This is a genomic window from Yimella sp. RIT 621 (genome assembly GCF_004146205.1).
Classification (GTDB): domain Bacteria; phylum Actinomycetota; class Actinomycetes; order Actinomycetales; family Dermatophilaceae; genus Yimella; species Yimella lutea.
This window is the reverse complement of sequence record NZ_SEIP01000007.1, coordinates 22,929-40,858: the sequence shown is the minus strand read 5'-3', so window position 1 is coordinate 40,858 and position 17,930 is coordinate 22,929. Positions and strand designations below refer to the sequence as shown.

General features: G+C 67.2%; 14 protein-coding genes. 11 read left to right on the top strand and 3 right to left on the bottom strand.

Annotation, left to right across the window (positions count from 1 at the left end; all coding sequences use genetic code 11):
• The first annotated feature begins 5 nt into the window (after positions 1-5).
• The 6 genes from EU513_RS08055 (at position 6) to EU513_RS08030 (ending at position 8,285) form a co-directional block, all read left to right on the top strand.
• Positions 6-2,447, top strand: a complete 2,442-nt coding sequence (locus EU513_RS08055) for an alpha/beta fold hydrolase (protein ID WP_129625384.1) — start codon at positions 6-8, stop codon at positions 2,445-2,447.
• Positions 2,444-3,307, top strand: coding sequence for an ABC transporter permease (locus EU513_RS08050; protein WP_129625383.1), 864 nt, complete (start codon positions 2,444-2,446; stop codon positions 3,305-3,307). The genes EU513_RS08055 and EU513_RS08050 overlap by 4 nt, the downstream gene beginning before the upstream one ends.
• Positions 3,308-3,388: 81 nt before the next feature.
• Positions 3,389-4,414, top strand: a complete 1,026-nt coding sequence (locus EU513_RS08045) for an FAD-dependent monooxygenase (RefSeq protein WP_129625382.1) — start codon at positions 3,389-3,391, stop codon at positions 4,412-4,414.
• Between the two features lie 152 nt (positions 4,415-4,566).
• The gene (locus EU513_RS08040; protein WP_129625381.1) at positions 4,567-5,358 is read left to right on the top strand and encodes a GTPase domain-containing protein; all 792 of its coding nucleotides are present in this window, start codon (positions 4,567-4,569) and stop codon (positions 5,356-5,358) included.
• Positions 5,359-5,401: 43 nt separating this feature from the next.
• A complete protein-coding gene (locus EU513_RS08035) occupies positions 5,402-6,037 on the top strand; it encodes a response regulator transcription factor (RefSeq protein ID WP_129625380.1) in 636 nt (211 codons plus the stop codon).
• Between the two features lie 160 nt (positions 6,038-6,197).
• Complete coding sequence (locus EU513_RS08030) at positions 6,198-8,285, top strand: catalase (protein ID WP_129625379.1); 2,088 nt, start codon at positions 6,198-6,200, stop codon at positions 8,283-8,285.
• 160 nt (positions 8,286-8,445) lie between these two features.
• Here the strand turns inward: EU513_RS08030 and EU513_RS08025 are convergent, their stop codons facing one another.
• Both EU513_RS08025 and EU513_RS15850 read right to left on the bottom strand, forming a co-directional pair.
• Positions 8,446-10,920, bottom strand: coding sequence for a phosphoketolase (locus EU513_RS08025; protein ID WP_129625378.1), 2,475 nt, complete (start codon positions 10,918-10,920; stop codon positions 8,446-8,448).
• A 154-nt stretch (positions 10,921-11,074) separates the two neighbouring features.
• On the bottom strand, positions 11,075-11,233 hold the full coding sequence (locus EU513_RS15850; RefSeq protein WP_168990202.1) for a hypothetical protein: 159 nt from the start codon (positions 11,231-11,233) through the stop codon (positions 11,075-11,077).
• Positions 11,234-11,296: 63 nt separating this feature from the next.
• Between EU513_RS15850 and EU513_RS08020 the strand changes: the two genes are divergently transcribed.
• The 5 genes from EU513_RS08020 (at position 11,297) to EU513_RS08000 (ending at position 16,964) form a co-directional block, all read left to right on the top strand.
• Positions 11,297-12,391: an iron ABC transporter permease gene (locus tag EU513_RS08020; RefSeq protein ID WP_129625377.1), complete on the top strand. Its 1,095-nt coding sequence runs from the start codon at positions 11,297-11,299 to the stop codon at positions 12,389-12,391.
• Positions 12,392-12,427: 36 nt separating this feature from the next.
• On the top strand, positions 12,428-13,426 hold the full coding sequence (locus EU513_RS08015; protein ID WP_205744706.1) for an ABC transporter substrate-binding protein: 999 nt from the start codon (positions 12,428-12,430) through the stop codon (positions 13,424-13,426).
• 29 nt (positions 13,427-13,455) lie between these two features.
• Positions 13,456-14,250 carry an ABC transporter ATP-binding protein gene (locus tag EU513_RS08010; protein WP_129625376.1) on the top strand — a complete coding sequence of 265 codons (795 nt, stop codon included), beginning with the start codon at positions 13,456-13,458 and terminating at the stop codon, positions 14,248-14,250.
• 114 nt (positions 14,251-14,364) lie between these two features.
• On the top strand, positions 14,365-15,993 hold the full coding sequence (locus tag EU513_RS08005; protein WP_129625375.1) for a DHA2 family efflux MFS transporter permease subunit: 1,629 nt from the start codon (positions 14,365-14,367) through the stop codon (positions 15,991-15,993).
• An 83-nt stretch (positions 15,994-16,076) separates the two neighbouring features.
• On the top strand, positions 16,077-16,964 hold the full coding sequence (locus EU513_RS08000) for an amidohydrolase family protein (protein WP_129625374.1): 888 nt from the start codon (positions 16,077-16,079) through the stop codon (positions 16,962-16,964).
• 288 nt (positions 16,965-17,252) lie between these two features.
• Here the strand turns inward: EU513_RS08000 and EU513_RS07995 are convergent, their stop codons facing one another.
• Entirely contained in the window at positions 17,253-17,747 is a 495-nt protein-coding gene (locus tag EU513_RS07995) for a hypothetical protein (protein ID WP_129625373.1), read from the bottom strand.
• Positions 17,748-17,930: the final 183 nt, after the last annotated feature.

The window sequence follows — 17,930 nt, the reverse complement described above, 5'->3', positions numbered from 1 at the left end:
GCCGGATGAAGCGACTGCCAGGGATCCGTCCCACCCGACGGATCATCGCGATCGCAGCCGCCATCGCTCTGCTGGCGGTTGCCGCGATCGTCGGCGTGTACCTGCGTGACGACGACCCTGCCGACGCAGTGCGGCGCACCGACACCGTGCTCGACACCGGTGGGGCGCGCATCGACACCTCGTGGTTCACCCCGAAGGACGCCGGTGGCGGTCGCCCCACGGTGCTGCTCGGGCACGGGTTCGGCGGCAACAAGACCGATCTGCTGCCGCAGGCGCAGCGACTGGTCGGCGAGGGTTACAACGTGCTCACCTGGTCGGCCCGAGGGTTCGGACGATCGACCGGACGCATCTCCCTCAACGCCCCCGGCGCCGAGGTCGCGGACGTCTCCACGTTGCTGGACTGGGTGGCGAAGCAGCCGAACGTGCTGTTGGACAAGGCAGGCGACCCCCGCGCGGGTATGGCAGGCGGGTCCTACGGCGGCGGCATCGCACTCATGACCGCGGCCCTGGACCACCGAGTCGACGCGATCGCGGCGTCCATCACCTACTGGGACCTGGCCGACGCACTCGTACCGAACGGGGTCTTCAAGAAGACCTGGGCGGGCGTCTTCTTCAACAACGGCGGCGGGTGCGCGAAGTTCGACCCCGCACTGTGCGCCGCCTACACCCGCATCGCCGAAACCGGGCGGGCGACCGCGCCCGACCTGAAACTGCTGCGCGACCGCAGCCCCGTTGCGGTCGGCGACCGGATCAAGGCACCGACGCTGCTGTTGCAGGGACAGAGCGACTCGCTGTTCCCGCTCGATCAGGCCGACCGCGCGGCACGACGAATCGCCGGGAACCGAACACCTGTCGCCGTCGACTGGATCGCCGGCGGACACGACGGCGGCGATGCTGAGACCGACCGGGTCGAGCAACGGACGCTCGCGTGGTTCGACCAGCACCTCAAGCGCGAATCCGGGAACGACACGGCCGCGTTCCGGGTCAGTCGTCGCGCCGGCACCAACACGCAGAACGGCAGTGCGCTGCTGCGTGGTGCGAGCCGGGCTCAGTACCCGGGCCTGCTCGGCACGAGTTCGAACACGATCGCGCTGACCGGGCGTCCACAGAGCTTCGCGAACCCGCCGGGCGGCCAGCCGGCCGATGTCAGCAGCCTGCCGGGCACCGGCGCATTGGGGGACGCCGGCGAGGTCTTCGACCTATCGCTGAACTTCCCCGGCCAGTCCGCAGCCTTCAGCAGCGCGCCCCTCACCGAGGCCGTCACGGTCACCGGGACTCCCCGCGTGCGGCTGAAGGTGGGTTCGTCGACACCCGAAGCCGTGCTGTTCGTGAAGCTCTACGACGTCGGTCCCGGACGTTCGCAACCGGTGTTGCCGGCCCGCCTGGCCACCCCGATCCGGGTCGAGACGGGCGGGTCGGAGCGGGAGGTCGAGGTGACGCTTCCCGCGATCGACCGCCGCTTCGAGACCGGGCATCGCATACGGCTGGTGGTCTCATCCACCGACATGGGATACGCGACACCGGCGAAGGCCGCGACGTATCGGGTGTCGATTGCGGGCGCCCTCACCGTCCCGGTCGTCGGTTCGTTCGAGACCACCGCCGAACCGCTGCCCACCTGGGTCTGGCTGCTCCCGTTGCTGGCGCTGCTCGCAGCCGGTGCGATCCTGTTCGGCCGGCGCCGCAGAACCACCGCCGAACAGGTCGAGGAGGAACTCGCCGACGTCCCGCTGCAGATCACCGGTCTGACCAAGGCGTACGGCGGCAACAACCAACTGTCGGTCGACGACCTGTCGTTCACCGTGGAGCGCGGGCAGGTGCTCGGGCTGCTCGGCCCGAACGGCGCCGGCAAGACCTCGACACTGCGCATGCTGATGGGTCTGACCATGCCGGACGCCGGCGAAATCCGGGTGTTCGGTCGTCCGATCCAGCCCGGCGCGCCGGTGCTCACCCGGCTCGGCGCGTTCGTCGAAGGCCCCGGCTTCCTGCCGCACCTGTCCGGACGTGCCAACCTCGACCTCTACTGGCAGGCCACCGGGCGGCCGGCGCAGGAGGCTCACCTGGACGAGGCGCTAGAGGTCGCCGCACTCAGCGACGAGGCCCTCGCGCGTCCCGTCCGCACCTATTCCCAGGGCATGCGACAACGGCTCGCGATCGCGCAGGCGATGCTCGGGCTGCCGGACGTGCTCGTGCTCGACGAACCGACCAACGGGCTCGACCCCGGGCAGATCCGGCAGATGCGCCAGGTGATGTCGGCGTACGCCGTCGGTGGCCGCACGGTGATCGTGTCGAGCCACCTGCTCGCCGAGGTCGAGCAGTTCTGTACCCATCTGGTCGTGATGGACCGTGGCCGGCTCGTGCGCGCCGGCACCGTGGCCGAGATCGTCGGCGACGGCCGACTCGAGGAGACCTTCCTGCGCATCGTCGCCGAAGGAGGCGCCCGGCAATGACCACCACGACACCACCCGCCCTCACCCCACTGGAGGGCCGGCACCCGTTCCCGATCACTGTCGAGTTCGCGCGGCAACTGCGGCGGCGCCGGACGCTGGTCGTCGCCGGCCTGCTCGCGGCACTGCCGGTGATCGTGATGATCGCTTTCCAGGTCGGCGGGGGTGGTGACGAGGAAGGCGGCGGTGGCCAAATGCGCATCCTGGACGTCGCCACCTTGTCCGGCCCGAACTTCACCGTGGCAATGTTGTTCCTGGCGTCCGGTTTCTTCCTGGTGATCCCGGTCGCGCTGTTCTTCGGCGACTCGATCGCCAGCGAGGCGAACTGGTCGACCTTGCGTTACCTGCTCGCCGCACCGGTACCCCGCACACGGCTACTGGTCGTGAAAGCCGTTGTCGCACTTGCATTCTCACTCGGCGCGATCGCACTCCTCGCCGTCGTGAGCTTCGTCATCGGCACCCTCGCGTACGGCACCGGACCGCTCGACCTGCCCACCGGCGCGCCGATCTCGTTCGGCGACGCAGCCGGCCGCAGCGCGCTGACCGTGCTCTACGTGATGCTCAGTCAGCTGACCACGGCCGGCCTCGCCCTGTGGCTGTCCACGCGGACCGACGCCCCCCTCGGTGCCGTCGGTGGCGCGATGGGACTGCAGATCGTGTGCAGCATCCTCGATCAGGTCAGCGCGCTCGGCGGGCTGCGCGAATTCCTGCCGGCGCACTGGGATTACGCGTGGTTCGACCTGATGCAACCCACGATCGACTGGAGCGACCTCGCCAAGGGTGTCGCGCTGTCGTTCAGCTACGGGATCGTGCTGTTCGCGCTCGCCGTCCGTGGCTTCGCCCGCAAGGACGTCGTGTCCTGATCGCTGAGTCGGTGGCCATCGCCGGACTTGGTGATGTACTGGCGCGAGGCCCTCGAGGGGAGCGGCCGAAAATAGGGAGAGATGTTCGACAAACTGTTCAACCGCGCGAAGTCGGAGCCGACGCACACGGCGTCGCGCACAAACGCGATCCGGCCCCGCCGCATCGTCGTCGTCGGGGCCGGTATCGCCGGGCTGGCGCTTGCGGCAGCTCTGGACCCGGCGAGCTTCGAAGTGAGCGTCCTGGAGGCCGAGCCCCAGCGGGAGACCTTGGGCGCTGCCCTCGGACTGTGGCCGGCCGCCCGTCGCGCACTGGCCGGTATCGGCGCTGCGATGGGTAGCGCCGACCGACCCCACAACGGGGCGCTGTTCACCGTGGGTGGGCGCCGGCTGGTCAGGTTGCCCGAGCCTGACATCCACCTCGTCCCGCGCCCGGCCCTCCTCGCCGCCCTGCGCCGAGCCGTACCGGCCGGCGTCCGGATCGAGCAGCAACTGGTCGAGGATCCCGCGCAGTTCGACGCCGACCTCGTGATCGGTGCGGACGGCATCCGCAGTCGGGTGCGTGGCCTGGTGCACCCCGCCGCCTCGGAGCGAGTGGAGTCGCCGTTCGTCACCATGCGCGGGCTGACGGACGACTTCAACCCCGATCGTTTCGGCGAATACTGGGGCCGCAGAAGGCTGTTCGGTGTCGCGTCGGTCACCGACGAGCAGGCGTACTGGTTCACGGCGCACCGCAGCACGATCGGTCCGGAGCCGTTGTCGAGCCACGAGGTTCTCGCTGAGGCCCGGGAGATCTTCGCGGGCGACGCGCCGGTTATCCGGCACACCCTCGACCGCTGCGGGAGCGACACGATCGCAACCCGGCTCTGGACCACCCCGCCGATGCCGCGCTACGTCCGGGATCGGTACGTCGTGATCGGCGACGCCGCACATGCGTCCCTGCCCAACTTGGGCCGAGGAGCCTGCGACGCGATCCTGGACGCCGTGACATTGGCGCACACGCTCAACCGCGGCGGGTCGCTTCGCGCCTGGCAGACGAGACGGCTGCCAGTGACACAAGCGGCGCGCCTGACGGCCGCGTCCCTGATGCGGGTGGCGACCGCCCTGTGACGAGTCCGGCGACGCCGAGCCCGGCAACGTACGCGCCGGCCGATTAACCTCTCGGGAGGAGTTCGCGGATGCGGACGAACGGGAACATCGCGGCTGCCGGCTGCGGTTGAACCCGAACGAGATTGCTCACAGCAGGACGAGGTAACCAAGTCATGAACGCAACCCGGCTCGGCAAGGCTGCCATCAGCGGCCCGGGCAAGGCGGCCCTCGGCACCGGTATCGCCGGAAGCGCGCTCACTGCGTTGTCCAGTGCGCCCGGGCAGATGGCGCACCTGTTCCGCCGTCGCTTCCCGACGGTGGCTGTCACCGGCATGACCGGCGTGGGCAAGACGCGCCTGGCCGACCGCCTCGCCAAGCACGCGAGCAGCGACGCCGTCGACGCAGGGTCCGCAGTGATGGAGCGTCGCACCAAGCATTCCTCACGGCTGCACGGCTTCCGATTCCGCGTCGTCCCCGGCGACAACGCGGCGACCCGGCTGGGCGCACTGGACGAGGTGTTCCATGACGATCCGGTGGACGGCGTCCTGCATGTGGTGGCCTACGGCCACGCGACGCCCCGACGCACCGGCGGCACCAGTGGCGCGGCCGAACAGCGCACGCGCGAGGAGCAGCTGGCTGCGGAACTGGAGGACTGGTCGATCACCGCCCACCGCATCGCCGCCATGTGCGTGCGTCGCGACCGCCCGGTCTGGTTGGTCATCGTCGTCACCAAGGCCGACCTGTTCGCGAACGACATCGACGCGGCCGTGCGTTACTACTCCCCCGGCAGTGGCTCGCCGTTCGCCGCCAAACTCGACGAGCTGCGTGCGCTCGCCGGTGGCGCCCGACTGTCGATCGATGTGCTGCCGGTCAGTGCCGAGAACGACTCCAAGAGTACGAAGGAACTGAGCAAGCTGCTGACCACCCTGGAGAACCGGATGGCGCAGCTGAGCGGTCACGTCTAAGGTTCCGGCGGCATTACGCCACCCGGGTTGCTAGTTTGTGCGGGTGCCAGCTGCTCCGATCACCCTAGCCCTCGTCAACGACTACGAGGTCGTCGTGGCGGGCCTTGCGCAATTGCTGCGCCCGTTCGAAGACCGCGTCCTGGTCGTCGACACGGAGGTGAGCGGCATCCCGGCCAATCCGGTGGACATCGTCATCTACGACACGTTCGCCGCACCCAACGGCAGCAACTCCCGCATCCACGGACTTCTCGCCTCGGCGAACGTGGGCAAGGTCGTGGGCTATTCCTTCAACGACAATCCGCAGGCGGCACGCGACAGCATCGCCAGTGGTGCAAAGGGCTACATCTCCAAGGCGGTCCCGGTCGAGCAACTGGTCGACGCCCTCGAACGCATCCATCGCGGCGAGACCGTCATCGCGCTGGGTGCCCCGGATGCACCGTCCATCATGGAGGAATGGCCCGGCCAGGGCGGCGGGCTGACCGCGCGTGAGGCCGAGATCATCGGGCTGATCACCCAGGGGTACTCCAACCAGGAGATCTCCCAGAAGTGCTACCTGTCGATCAACACCGTGAAGACGTACGTCCGCTCCGCCTATCGCAAGGCGGGCGTCGCCACCCGGGCGCAAGCGGTCGCATGGGCGATGCGCAACGGTTTCAACTCCGAACGCACGGCATCCTGAGGCCTCCCCCTCTCGGGTGATTCCTTCGTCCGGCACGAACCGCTCGTTCGGCTGGTCACATCGCACAACCTGCGCCCCATAGCGTCGAAGGCAGCACCCGGACCACCGTCGCCACGGCCCTCAACCCTCGGCGCGGTGTCGACGACATCAGGAGCAGGACATGTCCGACAAGAAGACCAACAAGTCCGACCAGCAGCTCGACGAGCGCGGCCAGGGCGGCGAGATCCACCAGCCGGTCGAGAACGGCCAAGTGTTGACCACCGCGCAGGGCGCCCCGATCTCCGACGACCAGAACTCACTGCGCGCGGGCGACCGTGGCCCGACGTTGATGGAGGACTTCGTCCTTCGCGACAAGATCTTCCACTTCGACCACGAGCGCATCCCCGAGCGCGTGGTCCACGCCCGCGGTTACGGCGCTCGCGGCACCTTCGAGTGCACCGACGCGCTGACCGACGTGACCAAGGCGGACCTGTTCGGCGAGCAGGGACGCAAGACCGAGGCTTTCGTCCGCTTCTCGACCGTCGCCGGCAACAAGGGGTCCTTCGACCTCGCGCGCGACGTCCGTGGCTTCGCGGTGAAGCTGTACACGCGAGAAGGCAACTGGGACATCGTCGGCAACAACATCCCGGTGTTCTTCATCCAGGACGCAATCAAGTTCCCCGACCTGGTGCACTCGGTGAAAGAAGCGCCCGACCGCGCGTTCCCCCAGGCCCAGTCGGCCCACGACAACTTCTGGGACTTCGTCTCGTTCACGCCTGAGTCGATCCACATGACCCTGTGGCAGATGAGCGACCGCGCCATCCCGCGCTCGTTGCGCTTCATGGAGGGCTTCGGCGTCCACACCTTCCGGTTCATCAACGCCGAGGGCAAGTCCAGCTTCGTGAAGTTCCACTGGAAGCCGGCGCAAGGTCTGCAGTCGGTCGTCTGGAACGAGGCCGTGAAGATCAACGGTGCCGACCCCGACTTCCACCGCCGCGACCTCTGGGACGCGATCACCACCGGCGACGCACCCGCCTGGGACCTCGCGGTGCAGATCTTCGACGAGGACTTCGCGGAGAAGTTCGAGTTCGACGTGCTCGACCCCACGAAGATCATTCCCGAGGAGCAGGTGCCGCTTCGGGTCGTCGGACGCCTGACCCTCGACTCCGTCGTCGACAACGACTTCGCGCAGACCGAGCAGGTGGCTTTCCACACCCAGAACCTCGTGCCGGGAATCGACGTCAGTGACGACCCGCTGCTGCAGGGCCGCAACTTCTCCTACCTCGACACCCAGCTCAGCCGCCTGGGAAGCACCAACTTCACCCACCTGCCGGTGAACGCACCGCGGTGCCCGGTGATGAACTTCCAGCGCGACGGTCACATGCAGACCACCGTGGCGAACGGCCGGGCCAACTACGAGCCGAACAGCTGGACCGGTGACGAGCGCGGCCCGCGCGCGGACACCGAGGGCGGCTTCCGTTCCTACCAGGAGCAGGTCAGCGGGCCCAAGGTGCGCCACCGCTCGGAGACCTTCGCCGACCACTACAGCCAGGCGCGGGTGTTCTGGATCAGCCAGACGCCCACCGAGCAGGACCACATCGTCGCGGCGTACACCTTCGAGCTCGGCAAGTGCGAGCGCGAAGCGGTGCGTTCGCGGGTGGTTGCGCATCTGCGCAACGTGGACGAGGAGCTCGCCTCGCGGGTCGCCGAAGGCCTCGGGCTCGACCTGCCGGACGCCGCGGAGGCTGCGATCAAGCCACGTACCGATCTGCCCGGCTCGGACTCACTGAGCATCCTCAAGAACGGCCCGAAGTCGTTCGCCGGGCGCAAGCTCGGCATCCTCACCAGCGAGGGCGCGGACGCGTCCGTGATCAACGCGGTGAAGGACGCGGTCACCGCGGTCGGCGGCAAGGTCGAGTTCATCACCCCGACCATCGGTGGAGTGACCTTCAGCGACGGCACCAAGCAGTCGGGCGACCAACACGTGCAGGGCGGCCCGTCGGTGCTCTACGACGCCGTCGCGGTCATCCCGGGCAAGGAGTCGGTGGCCGATCTGGCGAAAAAGGCGAGCGCCAAGGACTTCGTGACGGACGCGTTCGCGCACCAGAAGTTCATCGGCTACACCGCCGACGCAAAGCCGTTGTTCGAGGCGGCCGGCCTCGCCGACCAGCTCGACAAGGGCTGCATCGAGTTGGACGCCTCGTCCGGCAAGAAGTTCGTCGACGCGTTGAAGCCGATGCGTGTCTGGGATCGCGACGTCGAAGCCTGATCCGCACCGAACGCAGAACGCCCGGCCACTTCCGTGTGGCCGGGCGTTCGTGTCTGTATTCGGCTGCTTCAAACCACCACAACGGTGGTCGAGTAGGTACGAGGCGCTAGCCGAGGACCGCGATCGAGACCCGGTGAGATTCGCTGGGACTCGGCGATACTCAGTCGTTGTCGCCGCCGGTGGTTTGCGGGCCGCCCTTCGACTTCCCGGTGTCGCCGGAGTCGGACCAGACCCAGTCCTGCACCTCGTCGATGTCCTCGCCGTACTCGTAGGCGTGCATACGCGCCTCGAGGCGGGCGTCCTGCATCTCCTGACGAAGACCGGCGTACCGCGAACTCAGGCCGGGCACGCGGTCGAGGACGTCGATCACCAGGTGGTAGCGGTCCAGGTCGTTGCGCATCACCATGTCGAAGGGCGTCGTGGTGGTGCCCTCCTCCTTGAACCCGCGCACGTGCAGGTTGTCGTGACCGTTGCGGCGGTAGGTCAGCCGGTGGATCAACCACGGGTAGCCGTGGTAGGCGAACACGATCGGGGTATCCGCGGTGAAGATCGTGTCGAACTCGCGGTCGGACAGTCCGTGCGGGTGCTCGCGCGCGTCCTGCAAGCGCATCAGGTCGACGACGTTGACCACGCGCACCCGCAGATCCGGGATCCGCTCGCGCAGGATCTTCGCTGCGGCCAGCACCTCGATCGTCGGGATGTCACCGGCACAACCCAGGACAACGTCCGGGTTCTCACCCGGCTGTTCGGTACCGGCCCACTCCCAGATGCCGAGGCCGCGCGTGCAGTGCTTGATCGCCTCGTCCATCGACAGCCACACCGGACCGGGTTGCTTGCCGGCGACGACGACGTTGACGTACTGCGTCGTGCGCAACACGTGGTCGAACGTCGACAGCAGGGTATTGGCGTCCGGCGGCAGGTAGACCCGGACGATCTCGGCCTTCTTGTTGACGACGTGATCGATGAAGCCAGGATCCTGGTGACTGAAGCCGTTGTGGTCCTGGCGCCACACATGCGAACTGAGCAGGTAGTTCAGCGACGAGATCGGGCTGCGCCAGGGAATCTCGTTGGTGACCTTCAACCACTTCGCGTGCTGGTTGAACATCGAGTCGACGATGTGGATGAACGCCTCGTAGGAGGACATCAGCCCGTGGCGTCCGGTGAGCAGGTACCCCTCGAGCCAGCCCTGGCACTGGTGCTCCGACAGCATCTCCACGACCTTGCCGACCCGCGCCATCGGGTCGCCCTCGTCGTTCGGTTCGTAGTCGCCGAGCCACTGCTTGTCGGTCGACTCGTACACGCCCTGCAACCGGTTGGACGCGGTCTCGTCCGGACCGAAGATCCGGAAGTTGTCGGGGTTGTCCCGCATGACGTCGCCCAGCCAGGTGCCGAGCACCTTGGTGGCCTCCGCGATCTCGCCCCCCGGCTCGGAAACCTTCACCGCATGATCACGGAAATCGCTGAGCTTCAGGTCGATTCGCCGCAGACCACCGTTGGCGTAGGTGGACGCGCCCATCCGGAGTTCGCCCTCGGGCGCCAGAGACGCGATGTCGTCCAGCAGCCGTCCCTCGTTGTCGAAGAGCTCGTCCGGACGGTAGCTCGACAGCCAGTCGGACAGATCCTGCAGGTGCTCGTCGGTGTCACGCGCACTCGACAACGGCACCTGGTGACTGCGCCAGTGACCCTCGGTAACCTTGCCGTCGATCTTCTCCGGACCGGTCCAGCCCTTCGGCGTGCGGAAGACGATCATCGGCCACATCGGACGCTCGGCGTTCTGCGCGCCCTGCTTCTCGGCCTTCGCCTTGATGCCGGCGATCACGTCCATCACCTCGTCGAGCAGCTCGGCGAACCGGCGGTGCACGGATTCCGGAGCCTCGTCGTCGAACCCGGCCGTGAACACGTACGGCGTATGTCCGTAGCCGCGCATCAATGCGTCCAGTTCGTCCTGCCCGATGCGGGCGAGCACGGTCGGGTTCGCGATCTTGTAGCCGTTGAGGTGCAGCACCGGAAGTACCACGCCATCGGTCGCCGGGTTGGCGAACTTGTTGCCGTGCCAGGACGTGGCCAGCGGTCCGGTCTCCGCCTCGCCGTCACCGATCACGGTGAAGACGAGCAGGTCCTTGTTGTCGAACGCGGCACCGTAGGCGTGACTCAAGGCGTAACCGAGCTCGCCTCCTTCGTGGATCGAACCCGGTGTCTCAGGAGCCACGTGTGAAGGGATTCCACCAGGAAAGCTGAACTGCTTGAACAGTTTTCGCAAACCGTCGGCGTCCTGGGAGATCTGCGGGTAGCGCTCGGAGTAGCTGCCCTCGAGGTAGGTATTGGCGACCAGACCCGGGCCACCGTGACCCGGACCGGTGATGAACAGCGCCGGTTGCGAACGCTCGTCGATCACTCGGTTGAGGTGTGCGTACAGGAAGTTGAGACCGGGAGTCGTCCCCCAGTGGCCGAGCAGCCGCGGCTTGACGTGGTCCTTCGACAGCGGCGTGCGCATCAGCGGGTTGTCGAGCAGGTAGATCTGCCCGACCGAGAGGTAATTGGCCGCCCGCCACCACGCGTCGATGCGCTGCAGGTCGGCCTTGTCGAGCTTCTTGACCCCGGTGTCGTTGCGAGTGTTCCAGACGTGGTCGGTCATGGCTGCCTTTCACGGGCTGTTTTTCGTACAGAGTCTGTTCTCAACGCTAACCACGAACGCCCATCCGAACAGGCCCGCGACCGAGCGATTTCTCGGGGCGACGACGAATGCCGCACCCGATCGACGGCTGCGGCGTTCGTGAGTCTCGGTGACGTCAGGCGCGCAGCCTGCCGGTCAGCTCGACGACCTGGTCCAGGACACTCTTCAGCTCTTCGGCGCGACGCTCCTGCGGACGGAACCCGTCCTCACCGAACTCGGTGAACAGCGACAGTGACACCTGCGCGCGGACGACATGCGCGTGCAGGTTGGCCATGATCACACGCCACGCTCGACCCCGCCCGGCGAGGCGAAGTCTCCATGTGCGACTGTGTCGCATATGGAGATCGATCGGGTGCGCGCATCGAACGCGCCCGCACGCACCGCGCTCGGGGTCGACCGCTCACACCGCCGGTACCGCGCCTGGCTGATCGGACTCTGTTGCGGTCTGCTTGCCACCAGCCTTGCCGCGATCGCCCTCGGTGCCGTCACCACACCGGTCAGTAGCATCGTCCGGATCATCGGTCACCACACAACCGGCACCCCGGCAACGGCCACGTGGAGCCCGGCGCTCGACGCAATTGTGTGGGAGGTCCGGTTGCCACGCATCGTGCTCGGCGCCGTTGTCGGAGCCGGCCTGGCGATCACCGGCGCGGTGCTCCAGGCGATGGTCCGCAACGTACTGGCCGATCCCTACCTGATCGGCATCAACTCCGGTGCGTCGACCGGCGCCGCCGCTTCGATCCTGTTCGGTATCGGCGCCGGCATGGGCGAGTACGCGTTGCAGGGCAGCGCCTTCGCCGGCGCGCTCGCCGCAGCGTTCCTGGTCTTCTTCATCGCCCGCGGCACATCGCGGGTCACCTCGGTGCGGCTGATCCTGGCCGGGGTCGCGGTGGGTTACGCACTGTCCGCGCTGACCAGCTTCCTGGTGTTCGCGTCCGGGTCGGCCGAAGGCGCTCGGTCGGTGCTGTTCTGGCTGCTCGGTTCACTCGGCCTGGCCCGATGGGACGTTGCGCTTGCGGTCGTCACCGCGGTGGTCATCGGTACCACCGCATTGCTGATCGTGTGGTCGCGCCGCCTCGACGCACTGGCCATCGGCGACGAGACCGCGCTCACCCTCGGCATATCCCCCAGCACGTTGCGCTCCAGGCTCCTGGTCGTCGTGTCGCTGAACGTCGGCGCCGTCGTGGCGGTGTCCGGGAGCATCGGTTTCGTCGGGTTGGTCGTGCCTCACCTGGCCCGTCGCGCGGTGGGATCGAACCACCGCCACATGCTTCCTGTGGCAGCCCTGATGGGGGCGATCCTCCTGGTGCTCGCCGACCTCGTCGCCCGAACTCTGTTGCGCCCGCAAGAGATTCCGATCGGCATCATCACCGCTCTCGTCGGGGCACCGTTCCTGCTCGTGCTGCTGCGCCGGATGACCGCAGCCCACTGATTCCCGACCACTAGACCCCGACAGAAGCGAGAGGAAATGCATCTCCCACCCAGCCGCCGTTCGCTGATGCCCGCCGTCGTCTGCACTGCCGCGCTCACCATGACCGCCGCGTGCGGCTCACCGGAGCCCACCAAGCAGGAGAGCCGCGCCGGCTATCCCGTCACGGTGTCGAACTGCGGCACCGATCAGAGGTTCGACGCGCCGCCCGAGCGTGGCCTGCTGCTGAAGTCGGCGTCCGTGCCCTACCTGGACGCCATCGGTGCCCTCGACCGCATCACCGCCAAGGCCGGTGTCTACCCGAAGGCCTATTACAACGCCGACACGAACGCTGCACTCGAGCGCATCCCTTCGCTGACGGACAAGATCGACTCCTCCGGCCACCTGCAGATCTCCAAGGAGACCGTGCTCGCGCGGTCACCCGACCTCGTCCTGGGCCACACCGACACCGTGAACCCGAAGACACTCGCCTCGACGAAGGTGCCGGTGTTGGAGGTCCCGGCCCTGTGCGAAGGTGCGAGCAAGCCACCGACCTTCGACGATGTGTACGCCGAACTCCAGACGTACGGCAAGGTCTTCGGCAAGCAGCAGCAGGCCACTCGCGCGGTCACCTCGATGCGCGGCGAACTCAGCAAGATCACGTCGAACGTGCCCGACCGCAAGGGGGCAACCGCAGCCGTGCTGTACCCGACACCCGGCGGCGGCACCACGTACGCCTACGGCAACCGCTCGATGGCCGATCCGCAGCTTGCCGCCGCCGGTTTCAAGAACGTGTTCGCGGGTGTCGCCGAACGCGTCTTCGAGATCTCCCCGGAACAGTTGCTCGCCAAGAACCCCGACGTGATCGTGCTGCCGCACAACGAGGGCAACCCGCAGGAGATCGAACGGGCAGTGACCTCGCTGCCCGGTGCCGGACGGTTGGCAGCGGTGCGGAACAAGCGCATCCACGTCCAGCTGTTCAACTTCACCGAGCCGCCGTCGCCGCTTGCGATCACCGGACTGAAGAAGATCGTGAACGCCTTCCCCACCGTGCGATGAGTACGCGATGAGTACGCGATGAGTACGCGATGAGTACTGCGGTGGGCGCACTGCACGCGCGCGGGGTGCGCTTGGGTTACGGACGAACCGACGTCCTGCACGGGGTGGACATGGTCGCCCGCGAGGGGCGGGTGACCGGTCTCGTCGGCCCGAACGGCAGCGGCAAGACCACGCTGTTGCGGTTGCTCTTCGGCGCGCTGCGGCCGGCGGAGGGTGAGGTGCTGATCGGCGATCGGCCGCTCGCGCAGTTCGACCGAACCGAACTCGCGAGGTCGATGGCCGTTGTCGTGCAGGAGGATTCGGGCGACACGGCACTGAGCGTCGCCGAGGTGGTGCTGCTGGGACGGCTGCCGCATCATTCCGCGCTGGGCCGGTACAGCGACAGCGACCACGCAATCGCGCTGGACGCCCTGCGCCGCGTCGGCGCAGCACACCTGGTCGACCGCGACCTCAGCGAGTTGTCGGGCGGCGAACGGCAACGGGTGATGGTCGCGCGGGCGCTCACCCAACAGCCGCGCTACCTCCTGATGGACGAACCGACCAACCATCTCGACATCCACTTCCAACACGAGATCCTGCAGCTGACCGAGCTCAGCCAGACGGCCGTCGTCGTGCTGCACGACCTCAACCTGGCCGCTCGGTACTGCGACGATCTGGTGGTGTTGCAGTCCGGGCACGTGGTCGCGTCCGGAACACCCGAGGAGGTCCTGACCACCGAGTTGATCAAGGACGTCTACGGAGTGCGCGCCACGATCGTGGTCGACGACGGCATCCCGCAGTTCCTGTTCGCTCCTCGGTTCAGCCCTGCGGCGAACCACGGATGAAATAGGTCACCCCGAGCAAATATAGGTTTCCGCAACGTGCTGGGCAGCAGTACTGTTGCGCGGGCTCTGCGCGCCTCGCAGCCGCCCCTGCCACCCTCGAACGATGAGGAACTCATGTCTTCGGTTGCTCCGGAATATCCGGACAAGATCGACGGTGCCGTCCTGAAGATCGCAGGTGTCGTCGTCCTCGGCGCCATCATGTCGATCCTCGACATCACCGTCGTGAACGTCGCTCTCCCTGATCTGCAGACCACCTTCACCGGCGCCGACAACCCGCTGCCGTACGCCACGGTCGCGTGGACGGTCACCGCCTACACGCTCGCCCTGGCCACCGTCATCCCGTTGACCGGTTGGGCCGCCGACCGCTTCGGCACCAAGCGTCTCTACCTGCTCGCGGTGGCGCTGTTCACCGCCGGCTCCGTGCTGTGCGCGATGGCGAACAGCATCAACATGCTGATCCTGTTCCGCGTGCTTCAGGGCCTGGGCGGCGGTCTGCTCATGCCGCTCGGCATGACGATCATGACCAAGGCCGCCGGCCCGAAGCGCATGGGCCGCCTGATGGCGATCCTCGGTGTGCCGATGCTGCTCGGTCCGATCCTCGGTCCGATCCTGGGCGGTTGGCTGATCGAGCACCACAGCTGGCACTGGATCTTCCTGATCAACCTGCCGCTCGGCATCGCCGCACTGGTGTACGCGTGGTGGGCGCTGCCGTCCGACTCCCCCGAGCCCACCGAGTCCTTCGACTTCGTCGGCATGCTGATGATGAGCCCGGGTCTCGCGCTCTTCCTGTACGGCATCTCCTCGATCCCGGAGGAAGGCACGTTCTTCTCGGCCAAGGTCATCGGCTTCGGCACCGTGGGTCTGCTGCTGCTCATCGCGTTCGTGATCTACAGCTTCAAGCCCGAGCACCCGCTGCTTGACCTGCGCCTGTTCGCCAACCGTCAGTTGACCGTCGCGACCATGACGATGTTCATCTTCGCGGCCGCGTTCTTCGGTGGCCTGCTGCTGGTGCCGACCTACTTCCAGCAGGTGCGCGGTGAGTCGCCGTTCGACGCCGGTCTGCTGGTCGCCCCGCAGGGCATCGGCGCCATGCTGACCATGCCGATCGCCGGTGCGCTCGCCGACAAGATCCCGGTCGGACGCATCGTGCCGTTCGGTCTGCTGGCGATCATCGGCGGCATGTTCGCCATGACCCAGGTCGACGGCGACACCTCGTACTGGGGCTACATCATCCCGGTGCTGTTCGTCATGGGTCTGGGCATGGGCGCGACGATGATGCCGATCATGACCTCGGCGATCAAGACGCTGACCCACCACCAGGTGGCCCGTGGTTCGACGCTGCTGAACATCACTCAGCAGATCGCCTCGTCCGTCGGTGTCGCGATCATGTCGGTCGTCCTCACCAACGGTCTGAAGAACGACAAGCTCGTCTCGCAGGCCCAGGGCTTCCAAGAAGCGACCAAGGGCACCAAAGACCCAGCCCTCATCCAGGCGACCCTGCCTAAGTTCCCGGCCGTCGCCGAGATCGTCGCGTCCGCCGGTTCCAACCCGGCCGCCGCTCAAGCCAAGCTCATGTCCGCAGTGTCGGACGCGATGGGCAAGGTCTTCGGCAGCACCTTCCTGGTGGCTGCGATCCTGGTGTCGCTCACGCTGATCCCGGCGCTGATGATGCCGCGCAAGCACGAGGAGTCGCACTTCGCGGACGACGCCGACGGCACCGCGCCGCCGGTCTTGATCCACTGATCGCTGAGATCATTCAACGAAGCGGGTCCGGGTCTTCCCCGGGCCCGCTTCGCTTTTCCGGCCCCGCTGAGCAGAATGGGGCCATGACCACACCCGGACCGCGCACCGACGCCGAGGTGCCCGGGTACCTGTCTCGCCTGGGTATCCCCGGCCTCGCCGACATCCACGTCCACTTCATGCCGGACGCGGTGCTGGACAAGGTGTGGGACTACTTCGATCACGCCGACACGAACTACGGGACGCCCTGGCCGATCACCTACCGGCTGCCCGAGGACGAGCGCATCGAGCAGCTGAGGACGCTCGGCGTCCGGTACATCCCCAGCCTGAACTACGCGCACAAGCCCGGGATGGCCACATGGCTGAACGAGTGGAACCGCGAGTTCGCCGGACGGGTGGACGGCGCGGTGCACAGCGCGACCTTCTACCCCGAGCCAGGCGCGGCCGCGTGCGTCCGGCAGGCGATGGACGCCGGCGCAAGGCTGTGGAAGGTGCACGTTTCGGTGAGTGCTTTCACGCCCGAGGACCCGCTGCTCGACGATGTGTGGCCGCTGATCGACGAGGCGGGAACGCCGGTCGTGATCCATGCGGGGTCGGGTCCGTTGGCGGGTGAGTTCACCGGTCCGGAGCCGGTGCGCCGGTTGCTCGAACGCCACCCGCGGTTGCCGTTGGTGATCGCCCATCTGGGGATGCCCGAGTACGACGCGTTCGCCGACCTGGCGCAGCAGTACGAACGGGTCCATCTGGACACGACGATGGTGGCGACCGATTTCACCGAACGCCTCGCTCCGCTGCCGGACGGCTACGTCGACCGGCTTGGTTCGCTGAGCGACAAGGTGGTGCTCGGCACCGACTTCCCGAACATCCCCTACGCCTACGCCCACCAGATCGAGGCCCTGGCCCGCCTGGACCTTGGTGATGAGTGGATGCGGAAAGTGCTGTGGCACAACGGTCATCGTCTGATGGGTGCCTGAACAAAGACTCAGGCCAATCGCCGTCATGGCCTCGCCCCGGGTCGCATCGTTGGCGATGCCCGACTGGAGCGCGGACGGCTTGGATGTCACCGAGTACCTGATCCCATCGTCCGAGGTGCGGCTGCCGTTGCACCACTGAGGGGACGGCGAGGTCGTCCCGTTCGCGCACCTGGTGCTCAACTCCGTCCGGTTGCCCGCCGCGAGCGTTCCCGAGTACACCTCTGGTGGGCACCAATTCGTCGGTCTCGCAGGCGAACTCAGCCCCCCTTTGTCTCGCTGATCCTTTCGTCAACCGGTTGACGTGCTGCTCGGCGCACTCGTCGCGGGCTGCGCCCCTGCGCCGAGATCTTCGATCGTGACGTTCGTTCCGGCGTCCATGGTCGGGGTGGCCAGTTCGATACGTCCGCCGCGAGGCAACCGGAAGTTCTCCTTGGCGTCGCCCATTCCGTCGCCGTCCTGGTAGAACGATCCGGTGCTCTTCAGATGGACGGAGCGCTCGCGCACCTCCACCGTGAAGGTCACCACCTCTCCCATCGCCATCACCCTGAAGATGTCACCCGAACGGTACGCGGCGGTCGTGACCTTCACCGGCGCTTTGTAGCCCGGCGGCGGCGAGGTCCACCCGCTCCAGTCGCTCACTGAGACCTTCAGCGTGACCTCATCGTCCGACGGGGCTTCGCCACCCAGCCGGTCCAGTCCGTCGTCCTGGCACCCGGCGAGTGCGATCGGCAGCAGAAGTACGGCGCTCGAGGCGCGCAGCAGAGCCCTGCGAGAAGTGGTCATACCGGGTGGACGCCGACGTCCGGGGTCCTGTTCCCGCGCCGCGACAGTCGGCAGGATTTAGCCCTTGGAACTGACCGGCTAGGACGTCGTCCCTTCCGTCGCGGTCTTCTCGCCGTTCTACAGCGAGTTCGGCAAGAGCCTCACCTTCGGCGAGGACGTCTTCATCAACATCGGCTGCCGATT

What these genes read in the sequence shown, in the direction of transcription:
- EU513_RS08055 (WP_129625384.1), top strand. Translation starts at nt 6, where the DNA reads ATGAAGCGACTGCCAGGGATCCGTCCCACCCGACGGATCATCGCGATC.
- EU513_RS08050 (WP_129625383.1), top strand. Translation starts at nt 2,444, where the DNA reads ATGACCACCACGACACCACCCGCCCTCACCCCACTGGAGGGCCGGCAC.
- EU513_RS08045 (WP_129625382.1), top strand. Translation starts at nt 3,389, where the DNA reads ATGTTCGACAAACTGTTCAACCGCGCGAAGTCGGAGCCGACGCACACG.
- EU513_RS08040 (WP_129625381.1), top strand. Translation starts at nt 4,567, where the DNA reads ATGAACGCAACCCGGCTCGGCAAGGCTGCCATCAGCGGCCCGGGCAAG.
- EU513_RS08030 (WP_129625379.1), top strand. Translation starts at nt 6,198, where the DNA reads ATGTCCGACAAGAAGACCAACAAGTCCGACCAGCAGCTCGACGAGCGC.
- EU513_RS08025 (WP_129625378.1), bottom strand. Translation starts at nt 10,920, where the DNA reads ATGACCGACCACGTCTGGAACACTCGCAACGACACCGGGGTCAAGAAG.
- EU513_RS15850 (WP_168990202.1), bottom strand. Translation starts at nt 11,233, where the DNA reads ATGGCCAACCTGCACGCGCATGTCGTCCGCGCGCAGGTGTCACTGTCG.
- EU513_RS08020 (WP_129625377.1), top strand. Translation starts at nt 11,297, where the DNA reads ATGGAGATCGATCGGGTGCGCGCATCGAACGCGCCCGCACGCACCGCG.
- EU513_RS08015 (WP_205744706.1), top strand. Translation starts at nt 12,428, where the DNA reads ATGCATCTCCCACCCAGCCGCCGTTCGCTGATGCCCGCCGTCGTCTGC.
- EU513_RS08010 (WP_129625376.1), top strand. Translation starts at nt 13,456, where the DNA reads ATGAGTACTGCGGTGGGCGCACTGCACGCGCGCGGGGTGCGCTTGGGT.
- EU513_RS08005 (WP_129625375.1), top strand. Translation starts at nt 14,365, where the DNA reads ATGTCTTCGGTTGCTCCGGAATATCCGGACAAGATCGACGGTGCCGTC.
- EU513_RS08000 (WP_129625374.1), top strand. Translation starts at nt 16,077, where the DNA reads ATGACCACACCCGGACCGCGCACCGACGCCGAGGTGCCCGGGTACCTG.
- EU513_RS07995 (WP_129625373.1), bottom strand. Translation starts at nt 17,747, where the DNA reads ATGACCACTTCTCGCAGGGCTCTGCTGCGCGCCTCGAGCGCCGTACTT.